The 23,434-nt window shown below is 36.8% G+C and carries 21 protein-coding genes; 17 read left to right on the plus strand and 4 right to left on the minus strand.

What is annotated here, in order from left to right; all coding sequences use genetic code 11:
• Window positions 1-45 precede the first annotated feature (45 nt).
• The 5 genes from GMJ66_RS07455 (at window position 46) to GMJ66_RS07475 (ending at window position 5,908) form a co-directional block, all read left to right on the plus strand.
• Window positions 46-1,638 carry an acyl-CoA carboxylase subunit beta gene (locus tag GMJ66_RS07455; protein ID WP_156289689.1) on the plus strand — a complete coding sequence of 531 codons (1,593 nt, stop codon included), beginning with the start codon at window positions 46-48 and terminating at the stop codon, window positions 1,636-1,638.
• 343 nt (window positions 1,639-1,981) lie between these two features.
• Window positions 1,982-2,770, plus strand: a complete 789-nt coding sequence (locus GMJ66_RS07460; RefSeq protein ID WP_156289690.1) for an enoyl-CoA hydratase/isomerase family protein — start codon at window positions 1,982-1,984, stop codon at window positions 2,768-2,770.
• Window positions 2,767-3,942, plus strand: a complete 1,176-nt coding sequence (locus GMJ66_RS07465) for a thiolase family protein (RefSeq protein ID WP_156289691.1) — start codon at window positions 2,767-2,769, stop codon at window positions 3,940-3,942. Before GMJ66_RS07460 ends, GMJ66_RS07465 begins: the two co-directional genes overlap by 4 nt.
• The gene (locus GMJ66_RS07470; protein ID WP_269321868.1) at window positions 3,914-4,762 is read left to right on the plus strand and encodes a 3-hydroxyacyl-CoA dehydrogenase family protein; all 849 of its coding nucleotides are present in this window, start codon (window positions 3,914-3,916) and stop codon (window positions 4,760-4,762) included. Before GMJ66_RS07465 ends, GMJ66_RS07470 begins: the two co-directional genes overlap by 29 nt.
• Window positions 4,763-4,771: 9 nt before the next feature.
• Window positions 4,772-5,908, plus strand: coding sequence for an acyl-CoA dehydrogenase family protein (locus tag GMJ66_RS07475; RefSeq protein WP_156289692.1), 1,137 nt, complete (start codon window positions 4,772-4,774; stop codon window positions 5,906-5,908).
• A 72-nt stretch (window positions 5,909-5,980) separates the two neighbouring features.
• Here the strand turns inward: GMJ66_RS07475 and GMJ66_RS20895 are convergent, their stop codons facing one another.
• From GMJ66_RS20895 to GMJ66_RS20620, 3 genes are all read right to left on the minus strand, one after another.
• A complete protein-coding gene (locus GMJ66_RS20895) occupies window positions 5,981-6,346 on the minus strand; it encodes a sigma 54-interacting transcriptional regulator (protein ID WP_156289693.1) in 366 nt (121 codons plus the stop codon).
• Between the two features lie 354 nt (window positions 6,347-6,700).
• Window positions 6,701-6,949: a hypothetical protein gene (locus tag GMJ66_RS20615; protein WP_231514855.1), complete on the minus strand. Its 249-nt coding sequence runs from the start codon at window positions 6,947-6,949 to the stop codon at window positions 6,701-6,703.
• 511 nt (window positions 6,950-7,460) lie between these two features.
• Window positions 7,461-7,940 carry a hypothetical protein gene (locus GMJ66_RS20620; protein ID WP_231514856.1) on the minus strand — a complete coding sequence of 160 codons (480 nt, stop codon included), beginning with the start codon at window positions 7,938-7,940 and terminating at the stop codon, window positions 7,461-7,463.
• Between the two features lie 978 nt (window positions 7,941-8,918).
• On the opposite strand from GMJ66_RS20620, the gene GMJ66_RS07490 reads away from it, so the two are divergent.
• From GMJ66_RS07490 to GMJ66_RS07510, 5 genes are all read left to right on the plus strand, one after another.
• Window positions 8,919-10,016, plus strand: a complete 1,098-nt coding sequence (locus tag GMJ66_RS07490) for a TRAP transporter substrate-binding protein (protein WP_197046639.1) — start codon at window positions 8,919-8,921, stop codon at window positions 10,014-10,016.
• A 157-nt stretch (window positions 10,017-10,173) separates the two neighbouring features.
• The gene (locus GMJ66_RS07495; protein ID WP_156289695.1) at window positions 10,174-10,668 is read left to right on the plus strand and encodes a TRAP transporter small permease subunit; all 495 of its coding nucleotides are present in this window, start codon (window positions 10,174-10,176) and stop codon (window positions 10,666-10,668) included.
• A complete protein-coding gene (locus GMJ66_RS07500) occupies window positions 10,669-11,994 on the plus strand; it encodes a TRAP transporter large permease (protein WP_156289696.1) in 1,326 nt (441 codons plus the stop codon).
• A gap of 159 nt (window positions 11,995-12,153) precedes the next feature.
• Entirely contained in the window at window positions 12,154-13,710 is a 1,557-nt protein-coding gene (locus GMJ66_RS07505; RefSeq protein WP_156289697.1) for an AMP-binding protein, read from the plus strand.
• Window positions 13,711-13,864: 154 nt separating this feature from the next.
• The gene (locus GMJ66_RS07510; protein ID WP_156289698.1) at window positions 13,865-14,272 is read left to right on the plus strand and encodes an FAS1-like dehydratase domain-containing protein; all 408 of its coding nucleotides are present in this window, start codon (window positions 13,865-13,867) and stop codon (window positions 14,270-14,272) included.
• Between the two features lie 87 nt (window positions 14,273-14,359).
• On the opposite strand, the gene GMJ66_RS07515 is transcribed toward GMJ66_RS07510, so the two are convergent.
• Window positions 14,360-16,510, minus strand: a complete 2,151-nt coding sequence (locus GMJ66_RS07515; RefSeq protein WP_156289699.1) for a sigma 54-interacting transcriptional regulator — start codon at window positions 16,508-16,510, stop codon at window positions 14,360-14,362.
• Window positions 16,511-16,789: 279 nt separating this feature from the next.
• On the opposite strand from GMJ66_RS07515, the gene GMJ66_RS07520 reads away from it, so the two are divergent.
• From GMJ66_RS07520 to GMJ66_RS07550, 7 genes are read left to right on the plus strand one after another with little or no spacing between them, the layout of a single operon-like run.
• Complete coding sequence (locus tag GMJ66_RS07520; protein WP_156289700.1) at window positions 16,790-17,575, plus strand: enoyl-CoA hydratase/isomerase family protein; 786 nt, start codon at window positions 16,790-16,792, stop codon at window positions 17,573-17,575.
• An 18-nt stretch (window positions 17,576-17,593) separates the two neighbouring features.
• Window positions 17,594-17,812 (plus strand): biotin/lipoyl-binding carrier protein, encoded by a 219-nt coding sequence (locus GMJ66_RS07525; RefSeq protein ID WP_156289701.1) that lies wholly within the window; start codon window positions 17,594-17,596, stop codon window positions 17,810-17,812.
• A 19-nt stretch (window positions 17,813-17,831) separates the two neighbouring features.
• Window positions 17,832-19,223 (plus strand): acyclic terpene utilization AtuA family protein, encoded by a 1,392-nt coding sequence (locus GMJ66_RS07530; RefSeq protein ID WP_156289702.1) that lies wholly within the window; start codon window positions 17,832-17,834, stop codon window positions 19,221-19,223.
• Entirely contained in the window at window positions 19,201-19,536 is a 336-nt protein-coding gene (locus tag GMJ66_RS07535) for an AtuA-related protein (protein WP_156289703.1), read from the plus strand. Before GMJ66_RS07530 ends, GMJ66_RS07535 begins: the two co-directional genes overlap by 23 nt.
• A gap of 16 nt (window positions 19,537-19,552) precedes the next feature.
• Complete coding sequence (locus GMJ66_RS07540; RefSeq protein WP_156289704.1) at window positions 19,553-20,704, plus strand: acyl-CoA dehydrogenase family protein; 1,152 nt, start codon at window positions 19,553-19,555, stop codon at window positions 20,702-20,704.
• A gap of 13 nt (window positions 20,705-20,717) precedes the next feature.
• A complete protein-coding gene (locus tag GMJ66_RS07545; protein ID WP_156289705.1) occupies window positions 20,718-21,869 on the plus strand; it encodes an acyl-CoA dehydrogenase family protein in 1,152 nt (383 codons plus the stop codon).
• A 25-nt stretch (window positions 21,870-21,894) separates the two neighbouring features.
• The gene (locus GMJ66_RS07550) at window positions 21,895-23,424 is read left to right on the plus strand and encodes an acyl-CoA carboxylase subunit beta (RefSeq protein ID WP_156289706.1); all 1,530 of its coding nucleotides are present in this window, start codon (window positions 21,895-21,897) and stop codon (window positions 23,422-23,424) included.
• Window positions 23,425-23,434: the final 10 nt, after the last annotated feature.

Here is a 23,434-nt window from a genome sequence, read left to right on the forward strand (position 1 = left end):
TCTCACCTTTAGCGTGAAATTCAATTTATAATTGGGGGTGAAACAATGACTTTTAAGAAATGTAAAAATGGGACTGCTAAAAATATAGGAAATTTACTTGATGAGTTAGAGACAAGAAGAAACTCTTTGTTAGATGAAGGGCGGGCTGAAGAAATAAAAAAGCAACATGAAAAAGGAAAATTAACGGCTCGAGAACGGATTAATCTATTAGTAGATGAAGGTAGTTTTACGGAACTGGGAATGTTAGTAACCCATAGTGGGATGGAAGAAATGGAGAATCTTCATGCTCCAGCAGATGGAATTATCGTTGGGATTGGTGAAATTGACGGCAGGCCGGTAGCAATACTAGCAAATGATTTCACTGTTTTGGGAGGGTCGATCGGTCATAAAGGTGGTGAAAAAACAGCACGTATTGTAAAAATAGCGAAAAAAAATGGGTATCCATTAATTCTTCTTTTAGAGGGTGGTGGACATCGAATACAAGAAGGGTTAGACTCCAAACACTTTGCTAAGGGATCAGGTGAGGAATTTTTGGATATGGTACTTATGTCTGGATGGGTTCCGACAATAGGTGCGATAATGGGTCCTGGTTTTGCTGGTCCTTCTAATTTTGCCTCACTATGTGACTTCATTCCAATTGTTGAAAATCAAGGAACGATGGGAATTGCTGGACCAAAATTGGTGAAAGCAGCATTAGGGGAAGACACAACAAATGAAAAATTGGGTGGTGCAAAGTTTCATACGGAAGTAACAGGTATTTCTGATATAGCGGTGAAAAATGATGAAGAATGTATTGAAGTAATCAAAACTTTCCTAAGTTATTTGCCATCTAACGCTGCGGAAGATCCTCCGCAAAAAGAAATGGTAGAACACTTGGAACTGGATGAGGAATTATTATCATACATTCCAGAAAATTTAAATCAACCATATGATATGCATGACATTTTAAATCATATTATGGATAGGGACAGTATATTTGAATTAAAACCTAATTATGCGAAAAATATGATTACAGCTTTTGCTCGTATTGATGGGAAACCAGTTGGTATTGTTGCAAATCAGCCAAACTCAATGGGTGGGATATTGGATACCCCAGCCTGTAAAAAGGCTGCTAGATTTGTAAGTTTCTGTGACGCCTTTCATTTACCTATTATTTCGTTTATCGATGTACCGGGATTTTTACCAGGATCTAGTTCAGAAAAAACGGGTATTGTACGGTATGGTGGAAAATTACTGTATGAATTTGCTCAAACTACGGTTCCAAAAATGTCCATTATTATAAGAAAAGCATATGGACTTGCATACTTGGCAATGGCAGGTGGAAGAGCATTGGATGCTGATTTAACAGTAGCGTGGCCTTCAGCTGATATTTGTGCGATGGGTATTGAGGGAGCAGTTGATGTAGCTTTTCAAAAGCAATATGAGAATACTGAGGATCCAGTCAAAGCAAGACAAGATTTAATTGATAAATACCGTTCTCAAACAGGGGCAATTCGTGGTGGGGAAGGTTTTGGAATTGATGATGTGATTCACCCATTAGAAACGAGGAGATTGATTATCCAAACGTTAAAACATTCTGTGGGGAAAGATATAAGTATATTTCCATCAAAGAGAAAACATGGAATTTCTCCAATCTAATATAAAGGAAAACGAGGGATTGGTGTATTAATGCACCAATCCCTCGTTTTCCTTTAAGAGATTAAGATGGAAATCAACCATTTGCTTTCTAGAAATAATAATGGTGAAATTTCGCAAACATTAATGGTGCGTTAATGCAACGGATGTCTAGGGATATTAGAAATACGACATAATAAACTAGATGTAAACTCTCATTCACTATAAAAATTCAAAATACTACAAGTGTTGAAAATGAGGGAGGACAACAGTTACGCCTATTTGCTTAACTTTCACTTCACCATGTTTACTTTTTGGCATGATTTTTGCATGTATATTTATGAAAAGATTAAGGGGAGGTGAATAAATGGGGAATTATCAATTTATTCATGTTGAGATGTTAGAGAACGGTATTGCTAAAGTACAAATAAATCGACCAGATGCATTGAATGCATTAAATTCAGAAGTTATTACAGAACTAGATGACGTGGTTACAAAATTTGAAGATGATCAAAACGTAGCTTGTGTCATTTTAACTGGAAATGAGCGGTCATTCGTTGCTGGTGCCGATATTCATGAGCTAAAGGAACAGAGTGTAAGTGGTGCTTATGAGATTGCAATGCACACGAAAAAATTGCATGACAATATTATTCATTCCAAAAAACCTTATATCGCAGTAATTCAAGGCTATTGTCTCGGTGGAGGGCTTGAACTTGCATTAGCTTGTGATATTAGTCTTGCCGATGAAAAAGCCAAGTTTGGATTACCAGAAATTAATTTAGGTATTATTCCAGGCGGAGGAGGGATTCAGCGGATATTGGAGTTAGCAGGTACATCCTTTGCAACTCAAATGATTATGACTGGAGATCCAATCTCAGCTGAAAAAGCAGAGAAATTAAATGTTATTAATGAAATTAGCACGAATCCATTAGAAGAAGCAATTTCCATTGCTAGAAAGATATCATCTAAAAGTCCATATGCTATTTCATCTCTAAAAACTCTTATTAATAAACGTAGGTTGAGACAGTCAGAAATGGAATTGAAAGAAGAAATATATGAATTCTCACAGCTCTTTGATCATCCTGATGCTTTCGAAGGTATAAGTGCATTTATTGAGAAAAGAAAACCAGTTTTTCATAGGGGGGATAATAAATGAATACTGTCTATATTGTTGAAGCTAAAAGGACAGCAATTGGTAGTTTTGGTGGTAGTTTAAAAGATTTATCTGCAGTGGACTTAGTTGTACCAGTTATGCAAAATGTAATGGAAAATACGAAACTTGGAGCAAATGATATTGATGAAGTTATTCTTGGTAATGTATTTAAAGCAGGTTTAAAAGGAAATCCCGCTAGACAGGCAACAATCCGCGCTGGAATTTCTGAAGAAACCCCTGCAATGACAATCGATAAACAATGTGCTTCTGGAATGCGCTCTATTACACTCGGAGCTTTAGAGATTGCTAGTGGTGAAGCGGATTTGATTGTAGCTGGCGGAACGGAAAGTATGTCTAATGTACCTCATTTATTATTAAACAGTCGTTGGGGACAGAAAATGGGGGATATGAAAGCGGTAGATGCGTTATTCCATGATGGGCTTAATTGTGCGATTGAGGACTATCATATGGGTGTAACTGCAGAAAATCTTGTTCGAAAATACGAACTAACAAGAGAAGAACAAGATCAATTTGCCTTAGAGAGTCAAGAAAAAGCTTATAAGGCAATTGAAGAAGGAAGATTTGAAGATGAGATCGTTCCATTAACTATACAAAAAAGAAGAGAAAAGATAGCTTTCTCTACGGACGAACATCCAAGAAGTACTAGTTTAGAAAAATTAGGTAAGTTACCAGCAGCTTTTGAGAAAAATGGAAGTGTTACTGCAGGAAATGCATCTGGTCTTAATGATGGGGCGGCAGTGGTACTTTTAGCTTCTGAACAGGCTGTAAATAAACATAACTTGAAACCGCTAGCAAGAATTGTAAATTGGGCAAGTGCTGCAGTAGATCCTTCCATTATGGGTATAGGTCCTGTTCCAGCTACAGAAAAGGCATTGAATAAAGCAAAAATGCATATTAACGAGTTAGACTTGGTAGAACTCAACGAAGCATTTGCATCACAAGTATTAGCGGTGAATAAAGAATTAGATATTGACCCATCTATTATAAATGTTAACGGTGGTGCCATTGCATTAGGTCACCCTGTTGGATGTTCAGGTGCAAGAATCGTTGTATCATTATTACATGAGTTAAGGAAAAGACAGCAATCATATGGATTAGCTAGTTTATGTGTTGGAGGTGGACAAGGTGTCTCTGTTATCATCGAAAAATTGTAATCAAGTACTTGTCGTCGGTTGTGGATTAATGGGAGCTGGAATTACACAGGTGATTGCACAGGCTGGTATTAAGGTAGTGGCATCTGATCGAGCGGAAAAAGACATAGAACGGGGAAAGAAACAAATCTTAAAAGGTATATCCAAAAAGGAAGAAGAAGAACAACAACAAATCCTTAGTCGTATTACATTTACAACGAATATGGAGGATGGGAAAGACAGTGACTTAGTCATTGAAGCAGTTCCTGAAAAGCTAGAAATTAAAAAGGAAGTATTTGCAAAGTTAGATCAATTTATGAATCCGGATGCGATTTTAGCTAGTAATACATCAACATTGTCTATTGCTGCGATTAGTTCCGTAACGAAAAGACCTGAGAAGGTAATTGGTTTACATTTCTTTAGTCCCGTACCAGTAATGAAACTATTAGAGATTGTTGAAGGAATAAGCACTGGGGAAGAAACACTAGAATTCTCAAAACAATTTGCAGAACAAATTGGAAAAGAAACGATTGTTGCTAAAGATTATCCTGGATTTACGGTAAACAGAGTCCTAGTACCAATGCTAAATGAAGCTGCATACTTAGTAATGGAAGGAAACGATCCAAGGGATATTGACAGAGGAATGATGCTAGGAACAAATCATCCAATAGGGCCATGTAAATTAACAGATATGGTTGGAGCTGATGTATTATTCTATGCATTAGAAAGTTTATATGCTGACTTTAGTGACTCTAAATATCGCCCATGCCCATTATTAAGACGAATGGTTGAGGCAGGACATTTAGGGAAAAAATCTGGCCAAGGCTATTATAAATATGAATAGAGGTGTCGTATGATGTTATTAACGGAACAGCAGGAAATGATTCAAAAGGTAGCGAGATCCATTGCGAAAGATTATATTGAACCTCGGGCGAAAGAAGTAGATGAAACAGGTGAATTCCCTTGGGACAATATTAAAATAATGGCAGAGAATGGCCTATTTGGTGTTCATGTTCCAGAAATGTATGGTGGAGTAGGAAGTGATATGGTAAGTCATGTCAATGTTGTTGAGGAGATAGCGAAAGTTTGTGGTTCTACCTCTGTAGCACTATCAACACAGGCATTGGCGATTGCGCCATTGCTAATTGCTGGGACAGAAGAACAAAAAAAGAAATATGTAACCCGTTTAGCAAGTGGGGAAGTTTTAGGTTCTTTTGGAATTACAGAACCAGGTGCAGGTTCTGATGTGTCCAGTGTTAAAACTACAGCGGTTCGTGATGGTAATGATTTTATCTTGAATGGACAGAAGCTATTTATTACTAATGCTGGAGAATCTGAAATTTACATTTTTGTTACACGGACGTCGGAAGATAGAACAAAAGGTATTTCATTGTTTATTGTTGAAAAAGGGACACCCGGACTCTCATTTGGAAAAAATGAAGATAAAATGGGCATAAGAGGATCGGTCACTAGAGAAGTAATTCTAGAGAATGTACGAGTGTCGGAAGAGAATTTGCTTGGAGCTGAGGGAGAAGGTTTCAAGATTTTGATGAATGTATTTAATGAAACAAGACCAGTCGTGGGAGCGCAAGCAACAGGCATTGCACAGGGGGCTTTTGAATATTGTTTGAATTACGTGAAAGAAAGGAAACAATTCGGTAAAGCACTCCATCAGTTTCAAATGACTCAAGCATCCTTATCTGATATGGCGATGAAGATTGAGTCTTCTAGACTACTTGTGCATAAGGCTGCGAAAATGCTAGATAACAAGGATCCTAATGTCATTCGATATGCTTCTATGGCAAAATGCTTTGCTTCAGATACGGCAATGGAAGTAACGACGGATGCTGTACAAATGCTAGGTGGATATGGATATATTAAAGAATATCCAGTTGAAAGAATGATGCGTGATGCGAAGATTACACAAATTTATGAAGGAACAAATCAAGTGCAACGTATCATCATTGCAAATCAACTAATTAATCAATAAAAAAAGGGGGAATTTTTCCTCCTTTTTTATTTTTACACGAAATTTGTTTCTCTTTTATATCATATTTTATATTTAGGAGTTTGTTTGGTAAGTGCTCCATATCAATTCAAGCAGGGTTACAAAAAGCCCTTCCAGAATAAATATTTTGTAGTTGTCTATCATTCCCTGGCCAGTGGTAGTCAAGGAAAATTTTAATCCCTTCTGCGGATGCCCCTGTAATGTTTTTTTCGTATTTGACTTTTTGTTTAAGTTCTCGATAAACTGTCTACATAATATAGGAATATCGTCAAGACGCTCTTTTAATTGTGGTGTTTTTAGTTGAATAACGTCGGTACGATAATATAAATCTTCTCTAAATTTCCCTTCTTTCACTGATTGTGGTAAGTCTTTATTCGTAACGGAGATAATACGGACGTTTACTTTCGTTGTTTTCTTCACCTACCCATTCAAATTTTGTTTCTGAAACCACTTATAATTTTTCTCTATAAAGTTCAAAAATAAAAAAGAAGAATATATTTAAATAAACATTAAAATTATTACTAATTTTCATAATATTTAGTTGACAGTTAAACTCGTTTTTATTATACTGAATTGAAAACGTTACCATTTTTTTAAAAAAGCTTCAAAAACTATTATAGGCTCTCGGAATTCCAGAGGTTAATATGAGGTGATTCCAATAATTTAATGGAAATGTGACTGAATTTGAAGATTTTGAGCCGATTTTCATAATGTTTTCAAAAAAGAGTATGACAAATAAGCCTGAGTTGATATATTTTTAAAAAATTCAGTCAACTAGGCTATAACTGGAAAAATATGCTCTTTAAGAAATGCAAGCCCATCTTTTTGATGCACATACCAAGCATCTATGTGTTGACACATCATAATACCGAAGATACGAACATACCACATCATGGTGGAACGATGTCTACCAGCTTCTAAGTGGTAATCAACTTTCTCGCGTTTATTCGACCGTTCTACGGAAGTACGGCGTTTATAGATGGCTTTCCATTTATCTGTTTCCCTTGATGTTTTAGGGAACAAACGCAGATTATCTTTCGGATGCGTATGGTATGTACGTCCGTACTTGGCGGTGGAACAAGGTGTTTTACAAGCGTTTTTTGTCCCACAAGCTAATGGGCAGCGCCATTTCTGACGATTCTGGGTACGATCATAACCATTCGGCTTCATCTTTTTACCGATAGGACAAATGGGCACGCCTTCTGGCGAAATTTTAATATCTGTTCCTGTTTCTATGTTTTTCTTGGCCCGTTAATTCAGATCGATAATTAGTTCTACATTCTTATGATCAATGAGTTTATAAATAGCTTCTGCGTCATGCGCTGCATCAAGAAGCATTTTATCTACTGCGCCCAAGTTGAATCGCTGCGAAAATTCCGCCCAACTGACGACAAAGTTTACTGAGTCGTGGGTAGAAGCCAAATGTAAACGTGGAAATAAAGGCAAATCATATGGGCTGTCGCAAGCGTCAATCATATAGAGATGGTATCCATTAAAATACTTCTCTCGATGACTACCCCATCCACTGTCGCAGTCAGGCTGGCTGGGAGTAAATGCGACCATGATCACACTGCGCTATACCTTGGGCGCGACAATCACAAGTGGGCTTACTTCGGGTGTGGGAATCGGTGGCGACGGGCGTGCCGTCACCAGCAACGTTAAGTTGATTCACATCCTCGAGCAATCCTAATTTAACTGAGATAGTTAGAATTTGACTTTGAAAGAAATCGAATAGGCGATCAGATGGGAGTTCCTTTTTCTGATCTAGTCTAGGAATCATCCATTCAACCAAACGCTTCACCCGGCCATGTGTTGCCGTTAGCGCCTTTTCACCTTTCTTGCCTTTTTTTGGTTTCCGTTTACGTGACTTTTTACTTTTCTTTTTATGGGTTCGATTCTTTTTTTCACTCGCCCATAGTCTTCCGAAAAAGTCATAAAAGGTACCGACTCCAGGAATATCTCCTGGTTCGAATCCGCTTAAAATAGCGTAAAGGGGTGTGGTAAAGTTCCTCAACCCACTTCGTAATACCTATCGTGGGATTCGTTAAAATAAACAAAAGATACGAGCGAAACATAGAAGCTGGATCCCGTGGAGCTGGTCCTCTATTTCCATAAACATCACTTAATAATGTAGTGATTTTGGAAAGGTCAGTTATCCATAGTTTCGTAATCACAGGCCAATCCTTATTCCTGAGAACAAGGATACCATTGCCAGAAAAATGTTTTTGAAGCTGGTTCATGACAAAATCTTGATATTCTTCGTGGGAAGCGAAAACTGGTTTCATAAAAAACACCTCAATCTTAGTTTGTAAGGAAAAAAATCTCCCTTTAACCGCAATTATTTAGGTGATTTTGAAAAGTCAAGTGATTTCTTTAGCGACTTTTATGACAATATTTCGACACTTGGTTTTTAGTTCGTAATATTGATTATAATAAAAAAACTCCTACAAGGTAGGAGGGAAATCAAATTGGTGAGGTAAGAAATCCTTGCCCCATCTGACTCGGTAAATGCCGAGAGTCTATTATTTTAAAAGGAGGGATATGAATGGGGTCAATTCGGCTATTATGAAGTCATAATATTGTCATACTAAGTCTACTTGAACATGAATACCTTATTCAAAATAATAGTCAAAGTCGAGGGCAATCAATGTAAACAACAAATCTATCAATTTTTTTACAGGGTTAATGGCAGAGCAGGTGAAAGAGTGTTTATCGAACTCTTCCATGGGTGAAATAAATGGCTACTAATCTCCTAAGATTCATACGTAGAATTTTAACTGTTGAGAAGCATTGGAAAGTGGCGGCCTTTTCTAGTTCAACTTTTACAATTTTTGAAAATGATTCGGCACCTTTTGCAGTAATATGAAATCAAAATTGATGAGTAATTACTACAAAGAGGTGAACTAACTAAAGTTATTTACATGGAATGTGTAATTATCAACAATTAATTTTCTTATTTTTAAAACTATATTTATTAAAGGGGGAGAAAAGTTTGAAGAAGATACTTATTGTAACATGTATTTTGATCTTGGGATTGTTGACAGGTTGCCTTAATAATAGTCAAGAAGCATCAAGTGAGGGTGACGGGGGTGGTTCATCACAAGAGACTTATAAATGGGTTGCTCATTCCCCTTGGCCAGAAGGCACAGCCTTACAAATAATGGCCGAGGAAATCGCTAAAGACATCACAGAGGCATCGAATGGCAGGCTGACAGTTGAAATGCATGCATCTGGGGAGATTGTTCAACCTACTGAACTATTGGATGCAGTTGAAAGTGGAACAGTTGATGCGATTCACAGTTGGGATGGTTACTGGGTTGGAAAAGTGCCACAAGTTGCGTTATTTGCATCTGTTCCAATGGGGTTGAATGAACAGGAATATGCGGGTTGGATTACCCAGGGTGAGGGTAGAGAATTATGGCAGCAAGCTTATGATGAGGCCGGATATAATTTAAAAATATTAGATGCAGGTGCTGGTACTCCTGAAATCTTCTATCACTCCAATGTACCAATCCGTGCATTAGAAGACTTTAAAGGACTCAAAGTAAGAGCAGTGGGTGACTGGGGCGCCATATTGGACCGTGTCGGGGCATCCGTTGTTTCCGTCAACGGCTCAGAATTATACCAATCCTTGGAGCGTGGAGTAGTGGATGCGGTAGAGTATTCCGGTCCTGCATCGAACCTACCATTAGGGTTTCATGAAGTCGCAGAATATTTGATCACACCATCCCTTCACCAGCCTGGTAGTGTTTCAAGTTTTATTATCAATCAAAAGAAATGGGATGAACTTCCGGGGGATTTGAAGGAAATTGTTCGGCTTGCAACTGAAAACATGTGGGGGAAAGGCTTTTCTCTGTTAGCGAAGGAAGATATGCAAGCAATGAGTGAATACCGAAAGCTTGAGGAAGAAGGACAAATTGAAATCATCAGATTTGAGGAAGAATCTCAAAAGGAATTGAAACAGATTATTGATCAGTACTATGAAGAGCGATCTGAGGAAGACCCATTATTTAAAAAGATTTGGGAGTCTCAACAAAGTTTTGCTGAAAAGTATAATTATTGGAAGGATGCAATGACTCCCGATTATTAAATCAATAATGCTATTTTAATTGAATAGTAAAGTATTCCTTTTTTTTAAAAATGGATCATTGAAAAAGCTGGGCAGCAGTTCAGATGGGGAGGTATAATACTGCTGCTCATTTTCTTCAAATCTAATAACGATGAGGTAGGTGAGCAGGTTGAAAAAAATGATTAGTATCATAGAATCTTTAGGGGAATGGGCAGGGAAAATTGCTAGTTGGTTTGTTTTGGCCGTTATTTTAATCTTAACCTATGAAGTAATTTCCCGGCATTTATTTAATAGTCCAACGATTTGGGCCTATGATCTGAGCTACATGCTTGGAGGTTCTGCCGCCTTTTTAGGAATGGCATGGGTGTTAAAGAATAAACAACATATTAGGGTAGATGTATTTTATGAAAGGTTGTCAGAACGCAAAAAAGCTATATATGATATCGTTTTAGCCCTGATTTTACTTTTCCCTTTACTAATTGTTGGTTTTGTCAATTCATTGGATGTTGCTATTTTATCCCTTTTGAGAGAGGAAGCTATTGTTTCCGGCTCATGGAGGCCGCTTGCTTTCCCGATTCGTATGGTAATTCCACTATCATTGGGACTTCTGTTTTTACAAGGGCTTGCTGATTTGATTCGAAATATATATTTATTACTGGGAAGGAGGATATAAATGGACTTTTACTCCTTAATCGTTTTTGTTCTAATGATTGTCGGGCTCTTGATTGGGATTTTTTCCGGCTATTACTTATTTGCAGTTCTAGGGGGCTTGGGCCTAATCTTTGGGTTGTTATTTTGGGATTATGCCGTCATTAACTTAGTTACGACAAGTGCCTTTTCAACCTTGGGGAATTACACGATGCTTGCTGTTCCATTATTTATCTTTATGGGCAATATTATGGAAAAGTCGGGATTAGCAGGTAAAATCTTTCATTCTCTTAGTTTACTTCTGGGACGTTTAAAAGGGGGACTTGCCGTTGCCGCATTGATAATCTCTTTACTATTTGCAGCAAGTACGGGAATAGTTGGGGCAACAGTGGTAACCATGGGGCTGTTGTTTTTACCGGCCATGTTGGATAGAAAATACGATCCAAAACTGGCAACAGGGGTAATTAATTCAGGTGGTACCCTTGGAATTCTCCTTCCACCAAGCATCATGCTAATCGTTTATGGACCAATGGCGCAAATTTCCGTGGGCCAATTATTTTACGCTGTGTTAATTCCTGGAATACTTTTGGGGATTGTCTACATTATTTACGTACTGATTGTTGCCCATGTGAAACCAGATTCTGCCCCGGCAATTCCTAAGGAAGAGCTAGCAAAATACACCTTAAAAGACAAAGTAATAGGTGTTTTTCATATTTTGCCGATTGCCGTCATCATATTGGCTGTCCTTGGTTCAATTTGGTTTGGAATTGCCCCACCGACTGAAGCGGCGGCCATTGGCTCACTTGCAGCCATGATTGTTGCTTTATGCTATGGAAAATTGAATATAAAAGTTTTGAAAGAAACAGTGTTTAACACTTTACAAACAACGAGCATGATCTATGCGATTTTATTTTTGGGAACTTTTTTTGTCAGCGTTTTCATGCGTTTGGGTGGTGGAGATATCGTTAAAGAAGCTTTCTTATCATTATCACTCGGAAAGTGGGCAATTCTGGCAATTATGCTATTAGTTGTGTTTATATTGGGAATGCTTATGGACTGGATTGCTTCACTATTAATTATTGTCCCAATTTTCACGCCTATTGCAGCTGATTTAGGCTTTGATCCGATATGGTTTGCAGCAATTATCTGTATCATGTATCAATCATCCTTTATTACTCCACCATTTGCCCCAGCAATTTTTTATTTAAAAGGGGTTGCTCCTAAGGGTGTGAAAACAGGAGATATCATGAAAGGGGTCATTCCGTTTGTGTTGCTACAAGTTTTCGTCCTAATCCTTTGCATCATTTTTCCGGAAATTATTCTATGGCTCCCAAGCAAAATAATTCAGTAACTGCAAATATAAGTTTAGGACCAGGCAAGCTATAAAAAATCAAGGCAGGATTGTTCGTCGAAAGTATCCAAAAAACAGATTTAGGAAAAATTCAAAATTCTAAATGGCACGGAAATTATTCTGATTTGTCAGTGGAAAATCTAAATTAGGGGTGGTTAGATGGAATTGATTAATCAACTAGTAGATAGACGTATGGAGGAAACACCAAATAAAACATATCTGTTTACTAAGCATGAAGAAATTACCTATAAAGATTTATACCAAACGGTTAATCGGTTGGCAGTATCTTTAAAGTCTTTTGGAGTTGAGAAAGGTGATCGCGTTGGTCTATATTTAAATAACTCTCCAAACTTTTTGTATAGCTGGTTTGCCTTAAATCGCCTTGGGGCAATCATGGTTCCAATCAACACTTCATTGCTAAGCAAGGAAACCTTATATATTTTGCAAGATAGTCAAGTAAAAGGAATTATTAGTGAGGAAAGTGCTATACCGGCAATCATCAATCCGATTTTGTCCCAGTGCAGCTCGATTGAATTTAGTATCAATGTTGGTGATAAGGAGTTTGACGGATGGCATTCTATTTCAAATCTTTTAGAAAATGATGGAGTAATAGATACGGTAGTCTTGGAAGAGACAAATTTGGCTTCCATACTGTACACCTCGGGAACAACAGGAAATCCTAAAGGAGTCATGTGTCCGACTCGATACTATTATTATTTAGCGAAGGGGTTTGTTGATACTTTGCTTCTCAAAGAGAATGATCGGTTGATGACGTGTTTGCCTTTATTTCATATGAATGCTCAGGTGATTACAGTAACCGCTTCGCTTTTAAGTGGAGCTAGTGTCATTTTATTGGAAGGATTTAGTGCTTCTAGTTTTTGGAAAGATGTAGCTCATTTTAAACCAACCGTATTTTACTACTTGGGTTCTATTTTGCCAATTTTAATGAAACTTCCAGTAACTGAGGAAGAAAAGATGAGTACATTAAGGGTGGCCGTTGGTGCGCAGGCGGATGCTTCTAAACTAGAACAATATGAAACTAGGTGGAACTTAAAGATGATTGAATTATATGGAATGACGGAAGGAGGCGGAACAATCAATCCGCTCAATGCCAGAAAACCTGGTTCCTGTGGTAAAGCCTATAGCAATCATGAGTTAAGGATTGTCAATGAACAAGATGAATTCTTGCCGGCAAATACTGCTGGAGAGATTGTCTTCCGTGGTCCATCTTTAACACTGGGTTATTGGAACAATAAAGAAGAAACAGATAAAGCCTATCGAAACGGTTGGATGCATTCGGGTGATATTGGCTATATGGATGAAGAAGGGTATTTGTATTTTCTTGACCGCAAAAAAGACATTATCCGCAGAAGTGGAGAAAATATCTCGCCAGCGGAAGTCGAGAAAGTCTTGATGGCACACCCAAGTATTGTTGAAGCCGCCTGTATTGCTGTCCCGGATGAAATTAGAAACGAAGAGGTAAAGGCTTATTTGGTAGTCAAGGAAGGGGAACTAGTTAGACCAGAGGAAATCATTGAATGGTGTGAAAATAACCTGGCAAAATTTAAGATTCCTAAATATATTGAATTTCGCTCTCAACTACCAAAAACGAAAACATTAAAGATTCAAAAGAACATACTAAAACAGGAAAAGGCAGATTTACGAATTGGGGCTTGGGACTCCACACTGAAAAGAATCTATTCAAAAGAAAGATGACTACATTTGAAGAAATAGAGTGGAAACCAAAAGGTGCTTGGGTATACTTTGTGTATTGGATAAAGTAGTGTAAAAATTTATTTTTAAGTGGGAGAACCTATTATAAACCCAAACTTCTCTGAGAAGAGTTTGGGTTTTCAGAGGTGTTTACTTAATGCAAATTGACAAAAGTGGTAGGAGGAATAAAGTGCTAAAAATAGGTGATGTCTTTACATGGGAGAGAACTTTTACAAAAGAAGATGTTTTGGAGTTTGGACGAATTTCGGGTGATCAAGGTGAGCATCATATAGAACCTGATGAAAATGGACTTTTAATGGTTCAGGGTTTATTAACTGCAAGTATAGGAACCAAGATTGGTGGTGATTTAAACTATATTGCAAGGGAGATGGTGAATGAATTTATTCGTCCAGTTTTTACTGGAGACACCATTACATGTGAAATTAGTCTTACGAATGTTCAACAGTTGGAAAGTTTTAAAAAGCTGGAAATGAAGACGATATATCGTAATCAAAAAGGGAAAGAAGTAATAATTGGGTCAAGTTATGGAATAATTCGGGACTAAGTAAATTGGACCACACATATTTAGATATGTGTGGTATTTTTAATATCAATTGATTACCCTATTTAACCGAAATACAAAACCTCTTGTTTATGAGGATTTTAAAACGAAATTGATTTCTTCTTGTATATCGTATTTTTTAATTTTATTGTAGAGAGTTGTACGACTGATTCCTAAATTTTCTGCAGCCTTTGTACGATTTCCTTTTGATTTTATTAATGCTTCTATGATGGCTTGTTTATCTGCATTGTGTATAACATTTTCACGGTTCAAATCTGGCTTTGGCTTTGATTTGATCGTATGAGATTTACGTAGAATATCTTCCTCTTCCTTATTTAAGAGTTCGTTTGGAAGGTGCTCCATATCAATCCAAGCAGAGTTACTAAAATAATAAGCCCTTTCCAGAATATTTTGTAGTTGTCTAACATTCCCTGGCCAGTGATAGTTTTGAAAAACTTTAATCACTTCTGGGGATACTCCTGTAATATTTTTTTCTGTATTTGCCTTTTTGTTTAACTCCTCGATAAAGTGTCTACATAATATGGGAATATCATCAAGACGTTCTTTTAATTGTGGTATTCTTAGTTGAATAACGTCAATACGATAATATAAGTCTTCTCTAAACTTCCCTTCTTTCACTAATTCTAGTAAGTCTTTATTCGTAGCAGAGATAATACGGACGTTTACTTTCGTTGTTGTCGTAGCACCTACCCGTTCAAATTCTTGTTCCTGTAATACTCTTAATAACTTCGCTTGTAATGCTAACGGCATTTCTCCAATCTCATCAAGAAATAATGTACCATTATTTGCAAGTTCAAACTTTCCTGGTTTTCCACCCTTTTTTGCCCCTGTAAAGGCTCCATCGGCATAACCAAAAAATTCCGATTCTAATAGTTCTTCTGGAATTGCCGAGCAATTTACCTTAATAAATTTTCCTTTTCTTTCCGAAGTCTTATGAATTCCCTCTGCTAGTAATTCTTTTCCAGTTCCACTTTCTCCAGTAATTAATACATTCGATAAAGATTTTGCCGAAATAATTGATTCACGTTTTAATTTTTCCATTCCTTCGTTAATTGAAATGATATGATCAAAATGGTGAGATCCTTTTGAAATACGGTTTAGTTCATCTCGGTAGTAAGTGATTTGACTTTCTAATTTGTCCATATGGATTAGCATCTCTTTCCACGTTTCTAATTGTTTAAAGATAATTTTATAGATCGCTCCTAGTTTTTGACCATTTTGATATATTGGCATTTGGGCTACAATACATTTCCGATTATTAATTTCAATTAATTCTCCTTCGATTTTTTTATCGAATATTAGACTTTGTTTATAATTAATTTCAGGTACAATTTCAGAAATACTATGTCCAACTACTTTTTGAGAATCCTTTAAATTTAAAAGATCTCTAATTCCTTTGTTTGTCATTGTAATGTATCCATTATTATCTGTAATGAGTACACCGTCATAGGATAAGTCTAATGCACTATCTAATAATTTTCTAATATTATTCGTTGTTTCTAGTTCATCGGCAATGCTTTCATAGGAAGTGATATCTCGAAATACGATAAGTACTTCGTGCATTTGGTCTAATTCACGAATGGGGATAAAGGATGCTATGACGGTAAGGCGCTTAAAATCAATTCTTTTAGATAGTTGTGGTTTTCCAGATTTAAACGTATCTTCAATCCATTTTTTGAATGACGGAAAAATTAATTCAATATTTGCGCCAGTTAATCCAGTGTTATTTATTTTTAAAAGATTTAACAATGCCTGATTAAATGAGGTTATAGTAAAATTTTTATCGATGGATATAACTGCATCTTGTAAATGCTCGATAAGAGATTTCATGCGATGAAGTGTATCTTCTAAATAGGTCATATTGGAATGAACGATATCTGATTTTGTCATAATTCCATATACATTATTGTTGTCATCTAGTACTACTGCTTGACTAACATTTCCTTCTATCATTATTTCTCTTGCTTCTAATAAATCCTGATTCTTAAAAATAGTGACAACGTTTTCATTTATGAAGGATTTTAAAGAATAATCCATGGGAAAATTATCTAACAGTGCTCGATAAATTGAATATTTATGTACAATTCCTATTAACTTATTATTCAAAGTGATACAGCAAATATCAACTCGATGATTTAAAAATCCGGAGATAGCTTCCCGAATGGTGCTATTAGGAGATAGGTTAATATAATCCCTCGTAGAAAAGTCACTAACGATCATTTAGCATTCACCCCAATAATATATTTAAATTTTCTATATTTATTATATATTTGTTCAATTATAAATACAAGTGTTAAACAATCTGAACAGTTGTTCAATAGGATTAACAACTTGTTCAATTTACAAACAGATGCAAAATATGACTTTATTATATATAGAAATTTTGCAAATACTGATATGAGTGCTAATATATTTACTTTTCTATTTATTTAAAAATATTGGCATGAAATTTGCATATTAATAGTGAAAGAATTTGTAAATCAAAAGGAGGATAGGTTGATGGGGTATGAAACAATTCGCTATGAAGAAAGCGAACACATTGCCAAAATCACGCTAAATTTACCTGAGCAAAGGAATCCCTTATCCGAAGTAGTAGTAGAGGAACTTATTGATGCTGTTAGGAAGGCGGATAAAGATGATAATGTCCGAGTGATTATCCTAACTGGTGAAGGAAAGGCATTTTCAGCAGGAGGAAATATTAATGATTTTGAGAAGAATTTAGCGAAGACTGCACCTGAACATTATTTTGAAGGGCTCGAAAGTACAGAAGTATTCAGGCTTGGGGCTGAGATTAATACACCATTAATTGCAAGTGTGAATGGAGCCGCATTGGGTGGAGGAACTGGACTAGTTGCTATGTCGCATATTGCCATTGCTTCTTCAACAGCAAAATTAGGTCTTACAGAATTAAGACTAGGCCTCGTACCTTTTGTCATTATGCCATGGGTGCGTCGAGCTGTTGGTGACCGTAAAATGCTGGAGTTAATGTTAACTGCTGATATTATCACTGCAGAACAAGCAAAAGAGGTTGATCTTGTACATCGTGTCGTACCTCCTGAAGATTTAGAAAAGGAAACCCTTGAAGTTGCTAGAAAAATAGCTTCATATAGTCCGCTGGCAGTGAAATTAAGTTTAGATGCTTTTTTCAATACAGAACAAATGGATTTGATGAAATCATTTGATTATTTGTCTACTTTACGTCTTGTATCGTTCATGAGTGAAGATTTAAATGAAGGTGCGAAAGCTTTCTTAGAAAAGAGAACACCAAATTGGAAAGGAAAATAAAAAAGGAGAGTGTATAATATGGCACAGGTTGTATCTGAAATGTCAGGAAGTGTTTGGAAGGTAGAGGTTAAAGAAAATGAGGCAGTGAAAGCTGGAGATGTCCTTGTTATTCTGGAATCAATGAAGATGGAAATACCAATTGAATCTACTGAAGATGGAGTTGTTACCTCTTTAAAGGTAGGAGAAGGTGACTTCGTTCAAGAAGGCGGCGTTGTTGCTGTAGTAAGTAATGGATAACTAAAAAAGGAGGGGTAAAATGAAAAAAGTAAGAATTGGTGCAGGGCAAGGTTTTTATGGGGATACTTTTGAAGCTGCTGTTGCAACTGCTGAAAAAGGAAATGTCCAATATATATGTTCCGATGCTCTTGCTGAACTGACAATGTCCATTTTATCAAAGGACAAAAAGAGAGACGAGAACTTAGGTTATACGAAAGATTTAACAGTTCAAATGAAGCAATTACTTCCATATATGAAGGAAAAAGGAATCAAATTATTAACGAACGCTGGAGGAATTAATCCAATAGGTGCTCAACAGGAAGTTATTCGTGTTGCCAAAGAAATGGGTATTAGCAACATTAAGGTAGCTGTTGTAACAGGGGATAATGTCCTCAATCGAATTGACGAACTTCAAGATTCGGGATATACACTCGAAGATATAGAAACAGGCGTTCCGTTAGATAAAGTGAAAGATAAACTTCAGTTTGCAAACGCATACATCGGTGCTCGTCCGATTGTAGAGGCATTACAAAAAGGTGCGGATATTGTAATTACAGGTCGCACGACAGATACAGCTCAATTTCTAGCTCCATTAATTTATGAATTTGGCTGGGCTGAGGATGAATGGGATAAGTTAGCAAGTGGTATCTTTATGGGACATTTATTAGAGTGTTCGGCACAATCCACTGGTGGTAATTATAGTGGAAAATGGTGGGAAGTAGAAGGCATGGACAAGATGGGTTATCCCATTGCAGAAGTGGATGAATCTGGAGAATTTATTGTTACTAAAGTGGAAGATCAAGGAGGGTTAGTAACGGTTGATACCGTAAAAGAACAAATGCTTTATGAAATACATGATCCTTCTGCTTATATTACACCAGACGTTATCCTTGATTTAACCAATGTAACTTTGGAAAACGTTGGTGAAAATCAAGTGAAAGTGAGCGGAACAAGAGGGAAAGCTCGTCCTGAGACATTAAAAGTAGTAATGGGTTATGAAAATGGATATGCGAGTCAAGTTGTTGTTGGTTATTCATGGCCAGATGCATTGTTAAAAGCAAAAAAACTAGAAAAAATTATACGTAATCAGATAAAAGATAAACAATTAAATTATGATGAAGTACGTGCAGATTATATTGGTTATAACTCCTTACATGGACCACTAGCACATGGTGATGGAAATGATTTAAATGAGGTATATCTACGGATGATAGTAAGTTCGAAGTCGAAGGGAGAAGCAGCGAGCTTCCGTAGACTATTCCCACCACTTGGACTAAATGGACCACCGACAATGGGAGGATTTCTTGGAAATATGTCACCAAGAGCATTAATTGGAATGTGGTCAACACTCATCCCTCGTGAATTAGTTGAAGATCATATTAAGATTCAAGTGGAGGAGGTAGACCAATATGACAACAGTACAATTAAGTGAAATTTCTCAAACTCGAGCTGGAGATAAAGGAAATAAGGTTAACATTGGCTTATTTGCCCCGAATGAAGAAATTTATAAAGTATTATTAGAACAAGTAACGCCGGAAAAAGTAAGAGAGCATTTTACAGGACTGGTTGAAGGAGAAGTAGTCCGTTATGAACTGCCGAATATTCATGCAATGAATTTCGTTTGTTATGATGCCTTAGATGGTGGAGGATCATCTTCTTTACGTGTTGATAATCTAGGTAAATGTTTTGGCGGGAATTTAATGCGGATGGAAATAGAAATTGAGGAAGATTTAGTGAGATTATAAAGTGAGGTGACGCTTAATGAAATCATATGAACCATATTTTAAAGAGGAACATCATGAATTGCGAAAGGTAATTCGAAAATTTGTAGAGAAAGAAATTGCACCACATGTAGATGAATGGGAAGAGGCAGGAATATTTCCTAGAAGTTTATTTAACCGAATGGGTGAATTGGGCTATCTCGGTCTAAAGTATCCAGAATCAGTAGGTGGCCAAGGTGGAGATTACTTTTCAGCACTCGTTTTAGCAGAAGAAATGAACCGATGTGGTTGTGGAGGAGTACCGATGGCTATCGCGGTTCAAACGGATATGGCGACACCTCCTGTATATAAATTTGGTACAAAGGAACAACATGAACATTTTCTTAAACCAGCTTTAAATGGAGAAAAAATCGCCGCAATTGGGATTTCAGAACCAAATAATGGTTCGGACGTTCAAGGAATTAAAACGAGAGCAAGACGTGATGGTGATGAGTGGGTAATTAACGGAACGAAAACATTTATTACGAATGGAACGAGAGCTGATTTTGTTGTTTTAGTTGTTAGAACGAACGACCGACCAGGATCAAAGGGAATTAGTTTGATCTTGGTTGAGACAAATCGACCTGGTTTTTCTGTTAGTAAAAAATTGGATAAAGTAGGAATGCGTTCTTCCGATACAGCAGAATTAATTTTTGATAATGTTCGAGTTCCTTATGAAAACTTACTTGGGGAAGAAGGAAAAGGCTTTTATCAAATTATGTGGCAGCTACAAGGGGAAAGATTAATCGGTGCTGCAGGAAGTATAGGAAGTGCAGACTTTTTATATGAAAAGGCATTGGAATATGCTAAGACAAGAAAGACCTTTAATAACCCGATTGGAAACTATCAAGTAATTGCACATCTCTTAGCTGAGATGAAAACTGAAATTGAAGTGTGTCGTGAACTGACTTACTCGACGGCTTATCGCTTTGCAAAAGGAGAAGCACCACCGAAAGATATTTCGATGGCAAAACTAACAACTGCACAAATGGCTCATTGGATAGCAGATCGAACACTACAAATTTATGGTGGTAACGGATATATGGCTGAATTCCCAATTGAGCGATTTTGGAGAGATTCACGACTTGCTCGTATTGGAGGAGGAACAGACGAAATTATGAAAGAAATTATTGCCAAACAAATTGGCTTATAGGGAGGGATGCTAAATGGCTCATTGGATTTTTACTGAAGAACATGAAATGTTTCGTGAATCTGTAAAGAAGTTTGTAGAAAAAGAAATTAAACCGTATGTTGAACAATGGGAAAAAGACGGAGAAGTACCAAGAAGCATGTACAAGCGATTAGGTGAGTTAGGTTATTTAGGAATTAAGTTTCCTGAAAAATATAGTGGTCTCGGTTTAGATGTAATAACTGAAGCCGTTTATACAGAAGAAATGGCAAAAAGTGGTGCGGGTGGGGCCAATGCATCCTTAGGAGCTACTCTTGGAATTGCATTATCTAATGTTTGGAAATATGGAAACGAAGAACAAAAACAAAAATATCTTGTTCCTGCTATTAAAGGAGAAATTATAGCGGGATTAGGTATTACAGAGCCTAGTGGTGGATCAGACGTAGCTGCGATGAGGACAAGGGCGAAGAAAGATGAGGATTATTATATTCTAAACGGATCAAAGACATTTATCACAAATGGTGTAAATGCTGATTATGTCGTTGTTGCTGCAAAGACCTCTGATGGTCCAACACATAGAAACATTAGTTTATTTGTAGTTGATACGACTTCAGAAGGTTATTCAGTGGGTAGAAAGTTAAAGAAACTAGGTTGGCGCTCTTCGGATACAGGGGAAATTTTCTTTGATAATGTGAAAGTACCAAAGGAAAACCTTATAGGGGAAGAGAATCATGGGTTTTATTATATTATGCAAAACTTCCAATATGAAAGAATTACGATGGCTATAGGGAGTGTTGCATTAGCAGAATTAGCGTTGGAAGAAGCCATGAAATACAGTAAAGAGAGAATTCAATTTGATAGACCGCTTTCTGAAATTCAAGTACTACGCCATAAAATGGTAGATATGGCTGTTGATATTGAAAAAGCAAGAAATATAACGTATCGAGCACTTTATAAATTTCATAAAGGAGAAGATGCTGTTACAGAAGCAACTATGGCAAAGGCTTATGCTACAGAAATGGTTTGCCGAGTAACAGATGAAGCTGTACAAATCCACGGAGGAAATGGATATATGATGGAATATCCGGTACAACGTTATTGGCGTGATGCACGTATCCAACCTATAGGTGGTGGGACAACCCAAATAATGAATGAAATATTAACGAAACGATTAGGTATTATTTCATAAGATTAAAAAGGGAGAGTGAATTATAATGGAACGTGAAAATAGAGTATTAAGAGAAAAGGAAAGAGTACTAAAGGGTGGCCCGGATCATGACAAAATAAAAAAAATTGGAAAATTATTTGTCCGTGATCGATTAAAGTTATTTTTTGATGAGGAAGAGCCTTACTATGAAACAGGTTTATTTGCAAATGTGTTAAATGAGCGACTACCAACTGATGGGGTTGTTGCTGGAACAGGTAAAATAGATGACAGAATTGTATATTTTACCGCTAGTGACTACACGGTAAAAGCTGGTTCTATGGGGGGATATCACAGTGAAAAAATATTAAGAATTCAGGAATCTGCTATTCGTGGAAAACGCCCTATTCTTTATCTTATCGACTCTTCAGGTGGTCGTATTGATGAGGCTGGAGGGTACCATGTAGAGAAATATTCAGGTGGTAAAATATTTTATAATCACAGTGTTCTTTCAGGAAGGGTCCCTCAAATTGCCGTACTATACGGGCCGTGCTTTGCAGGGACAGCTTATATGCCTGTATTTTCAGACTTTTCGGTTATGGTTAATAAAACATCTGGTATGGCAATTGCATCACCAAGAATGGTACAAATGGCAACGGGTCAGCAAACAGATGTTGAAGAATTAGGTGGCGCAAGAATGCATGCTTCAAAGAGCGGTTCTATTGATTTTGTCGCTGAATCGGAGGAAGATGCTGCACAATTTGTTAAGAAATTATTAACCTACTTACCAAATCACTTTGACGATGATTTACCAGAATATCCAGCGGTACCACCAAAACGTGACCCGAAAGAAATAGATAATATTATCCCTAAAGAACCAAATAGTCCGTACGATGTTCGTGTTTTGATTGAATCAATAGTTGATGGGGATAGTTTCTTAGAAATAAAAGAAGACTTCGCGAAAGAACTTGTGACAGGTTTTGCAAGATTGAATGGGAAAACAGTTGGTGTTGTAGCTAACCAACCAAAATATAAAGGTGGAACTATTTTCCCAGAATCTGCAGATAAAGGAGCAAAATTCGTTTGGACTTGTGATGCTTACAATATACCATTACTTTATCTATGTGATACACCAGGATTTATGGTTGGAACAAAAGTAGAACAAGAAGGTATTTTAAGAAAAGGAAGAAACTTTATTTATGCAAGTTCATGTGCTAATGTGCCGAAAATGTGTGTGATTGTTCGTAAAGCTTATGGTGCAGGTATTTATGCAATGGCTGGACCAGCATATGAGCCTGATACTACAATTGCCTTACCTTCTGCTGAAATTGCTATTATGGGACCAGAAGCAGCTATTAATGCTGTTTATTATAATAAGATTCAAGCAGTGGAAGATCCTAAGGAAAGAGCAGAACTCGTTAAGAAACTACGTGACGAGTATCGTGCGGGCTACGATATTATGAAATTATCTGGCGAACTTGTAGTGGATGATTTAGCTGTGCCCAGTGAATTAAGAAAAGAATTAATTACACGTTACGAGACATTTGCAAATAAAGATTTTCCACTTCCTGCTAGGAAGCATTCTACCATTTTAAGCTAAAGATAAATGA

The sequence above is a fragment of the Oceanobacillus salinisoli genome (assembly GCF_009733865.1).
Lineage (GTDB): Bacteria > Bacillota > Bacilli > Bacillales > Amphibacillaceae > Oceanobacillus > Oceanobacillus salinisoli.

Excerpts from the sequence above, each read along its gene's own strand:
- GMJ66_RS07455 (WP_156289689.1), top strand. The coding sequence starts at position 46 with ATGACTTTTAAGAAATGTAAAAATGGGACTGCTAAAAATATAGGAAAT.
- GMJ66_RS07460 (WP_156289690.1), top strand. The coding sequence starts at position 1,982 with ATGGGGAATTATCAATTTATTCATGTTGAGATGTTAGAGAACGGTATT.
- GMJ66_RS07465 (WP_156289691.1), top strand. The coding sequence starts at position 2,767 with ATGAATACTGTCTATATTGTTGAAGCTAAAAGGACAGCAATTGGTAGT.
- GMJ66_RS07475 (WP_156289692.1), top strand. The coding sequence starts at position 4,772 with ATGATGTTATTAACGGAACAGCAGGAAATGATTCAAAAGGTAGCGAGA.
- GMJ66_RS07495 (WP_156289695.1), top strand. The coding sequence starts at position 10,174 with ATGATTAGTATCATAGAATCTTTAGGGGAATGGGCAGGGAAAATTGCT.
- GMJ66_RS07500 (WP_156289696.1), top strand. The coding sequence starts at position 10,669 with ATGGACTTTTACTCCTTAATCGTTTTTGTTCTAATGATTGTCGGGCTC.
- GMJ66_RS07505 (WP_156289697.1), top strand. The coding sequence starts at position 12,154 with ATGGAATTGATTAATCAACTAGTAGATAGACGTATGGAGGAAACACCA.
- GMJ66_RS07510 (WP_156289698.1), top strand. The coding sequence starts at position 13,865 with ATGCAAATTGACAAAAGTGGTAGGAGGAATAAAGTGCTAAAAATAGGT.
- GMJ66_RS07515 (WP_156289699.1), bottom strand. The coding sequence starts at position 16,510 with ATGATCGTTAGTGACTTTTCTACGAGGGATTATATTAACCTATCTCCT.
- GMJ66_RS07520 (WP_156289700.1), top strand. The coding sequence starts at position 16,790 with ATGGGGTATGAAACAATTCGCTATGAAGAAAGCGAACACATTGCCAAA.
- GMJ66_RS07525 (WP_156289701.1), top strand. The coding sequence starts at position 17,594 with ATGGCACAGGTTGTATCTGAAATGTCAGGAAGTGTTTGGAAGGTAGAG.
- GMJ66_RS07530 (WP_156289702.1), top strand. The coding sequence starts at position 17,832 with ATGAAAAAAGTAAGAATTGGTGCAGGGCAAGGTTTTTATGGGGATACT.
- GMJ66_RS07535 (WP_156289703.1), top strand. The coding sequence starts at position 19,201 with ATGACAACAGTACAATTAAGTGAAATTTCTCAAACTCGAGCTGGAGAT.
- GMJ66_RS07540 (WP_156289704.1), top strand. The coding sequence starts at position 19,553 with ATGAAATCATATGAACCATATTTTAAAGAGGAACATCATGAATTGCGA.
- GMJ66_RS07545 (WP_156289705.1), top strand. The coding sequence starts at position 20,718 with ATGGCTCATTGGATTTTTACTGAAGAACATGAAATGTTTCGTGAATCT.
- GMJ66_RS07550 (WP_156289706.1), top strand. The coding sequence starts at position 21,895 with ATGGAACGTGAAAATAGAGTATTAAGAGAAAAGGAAAGAGTACTAAAG.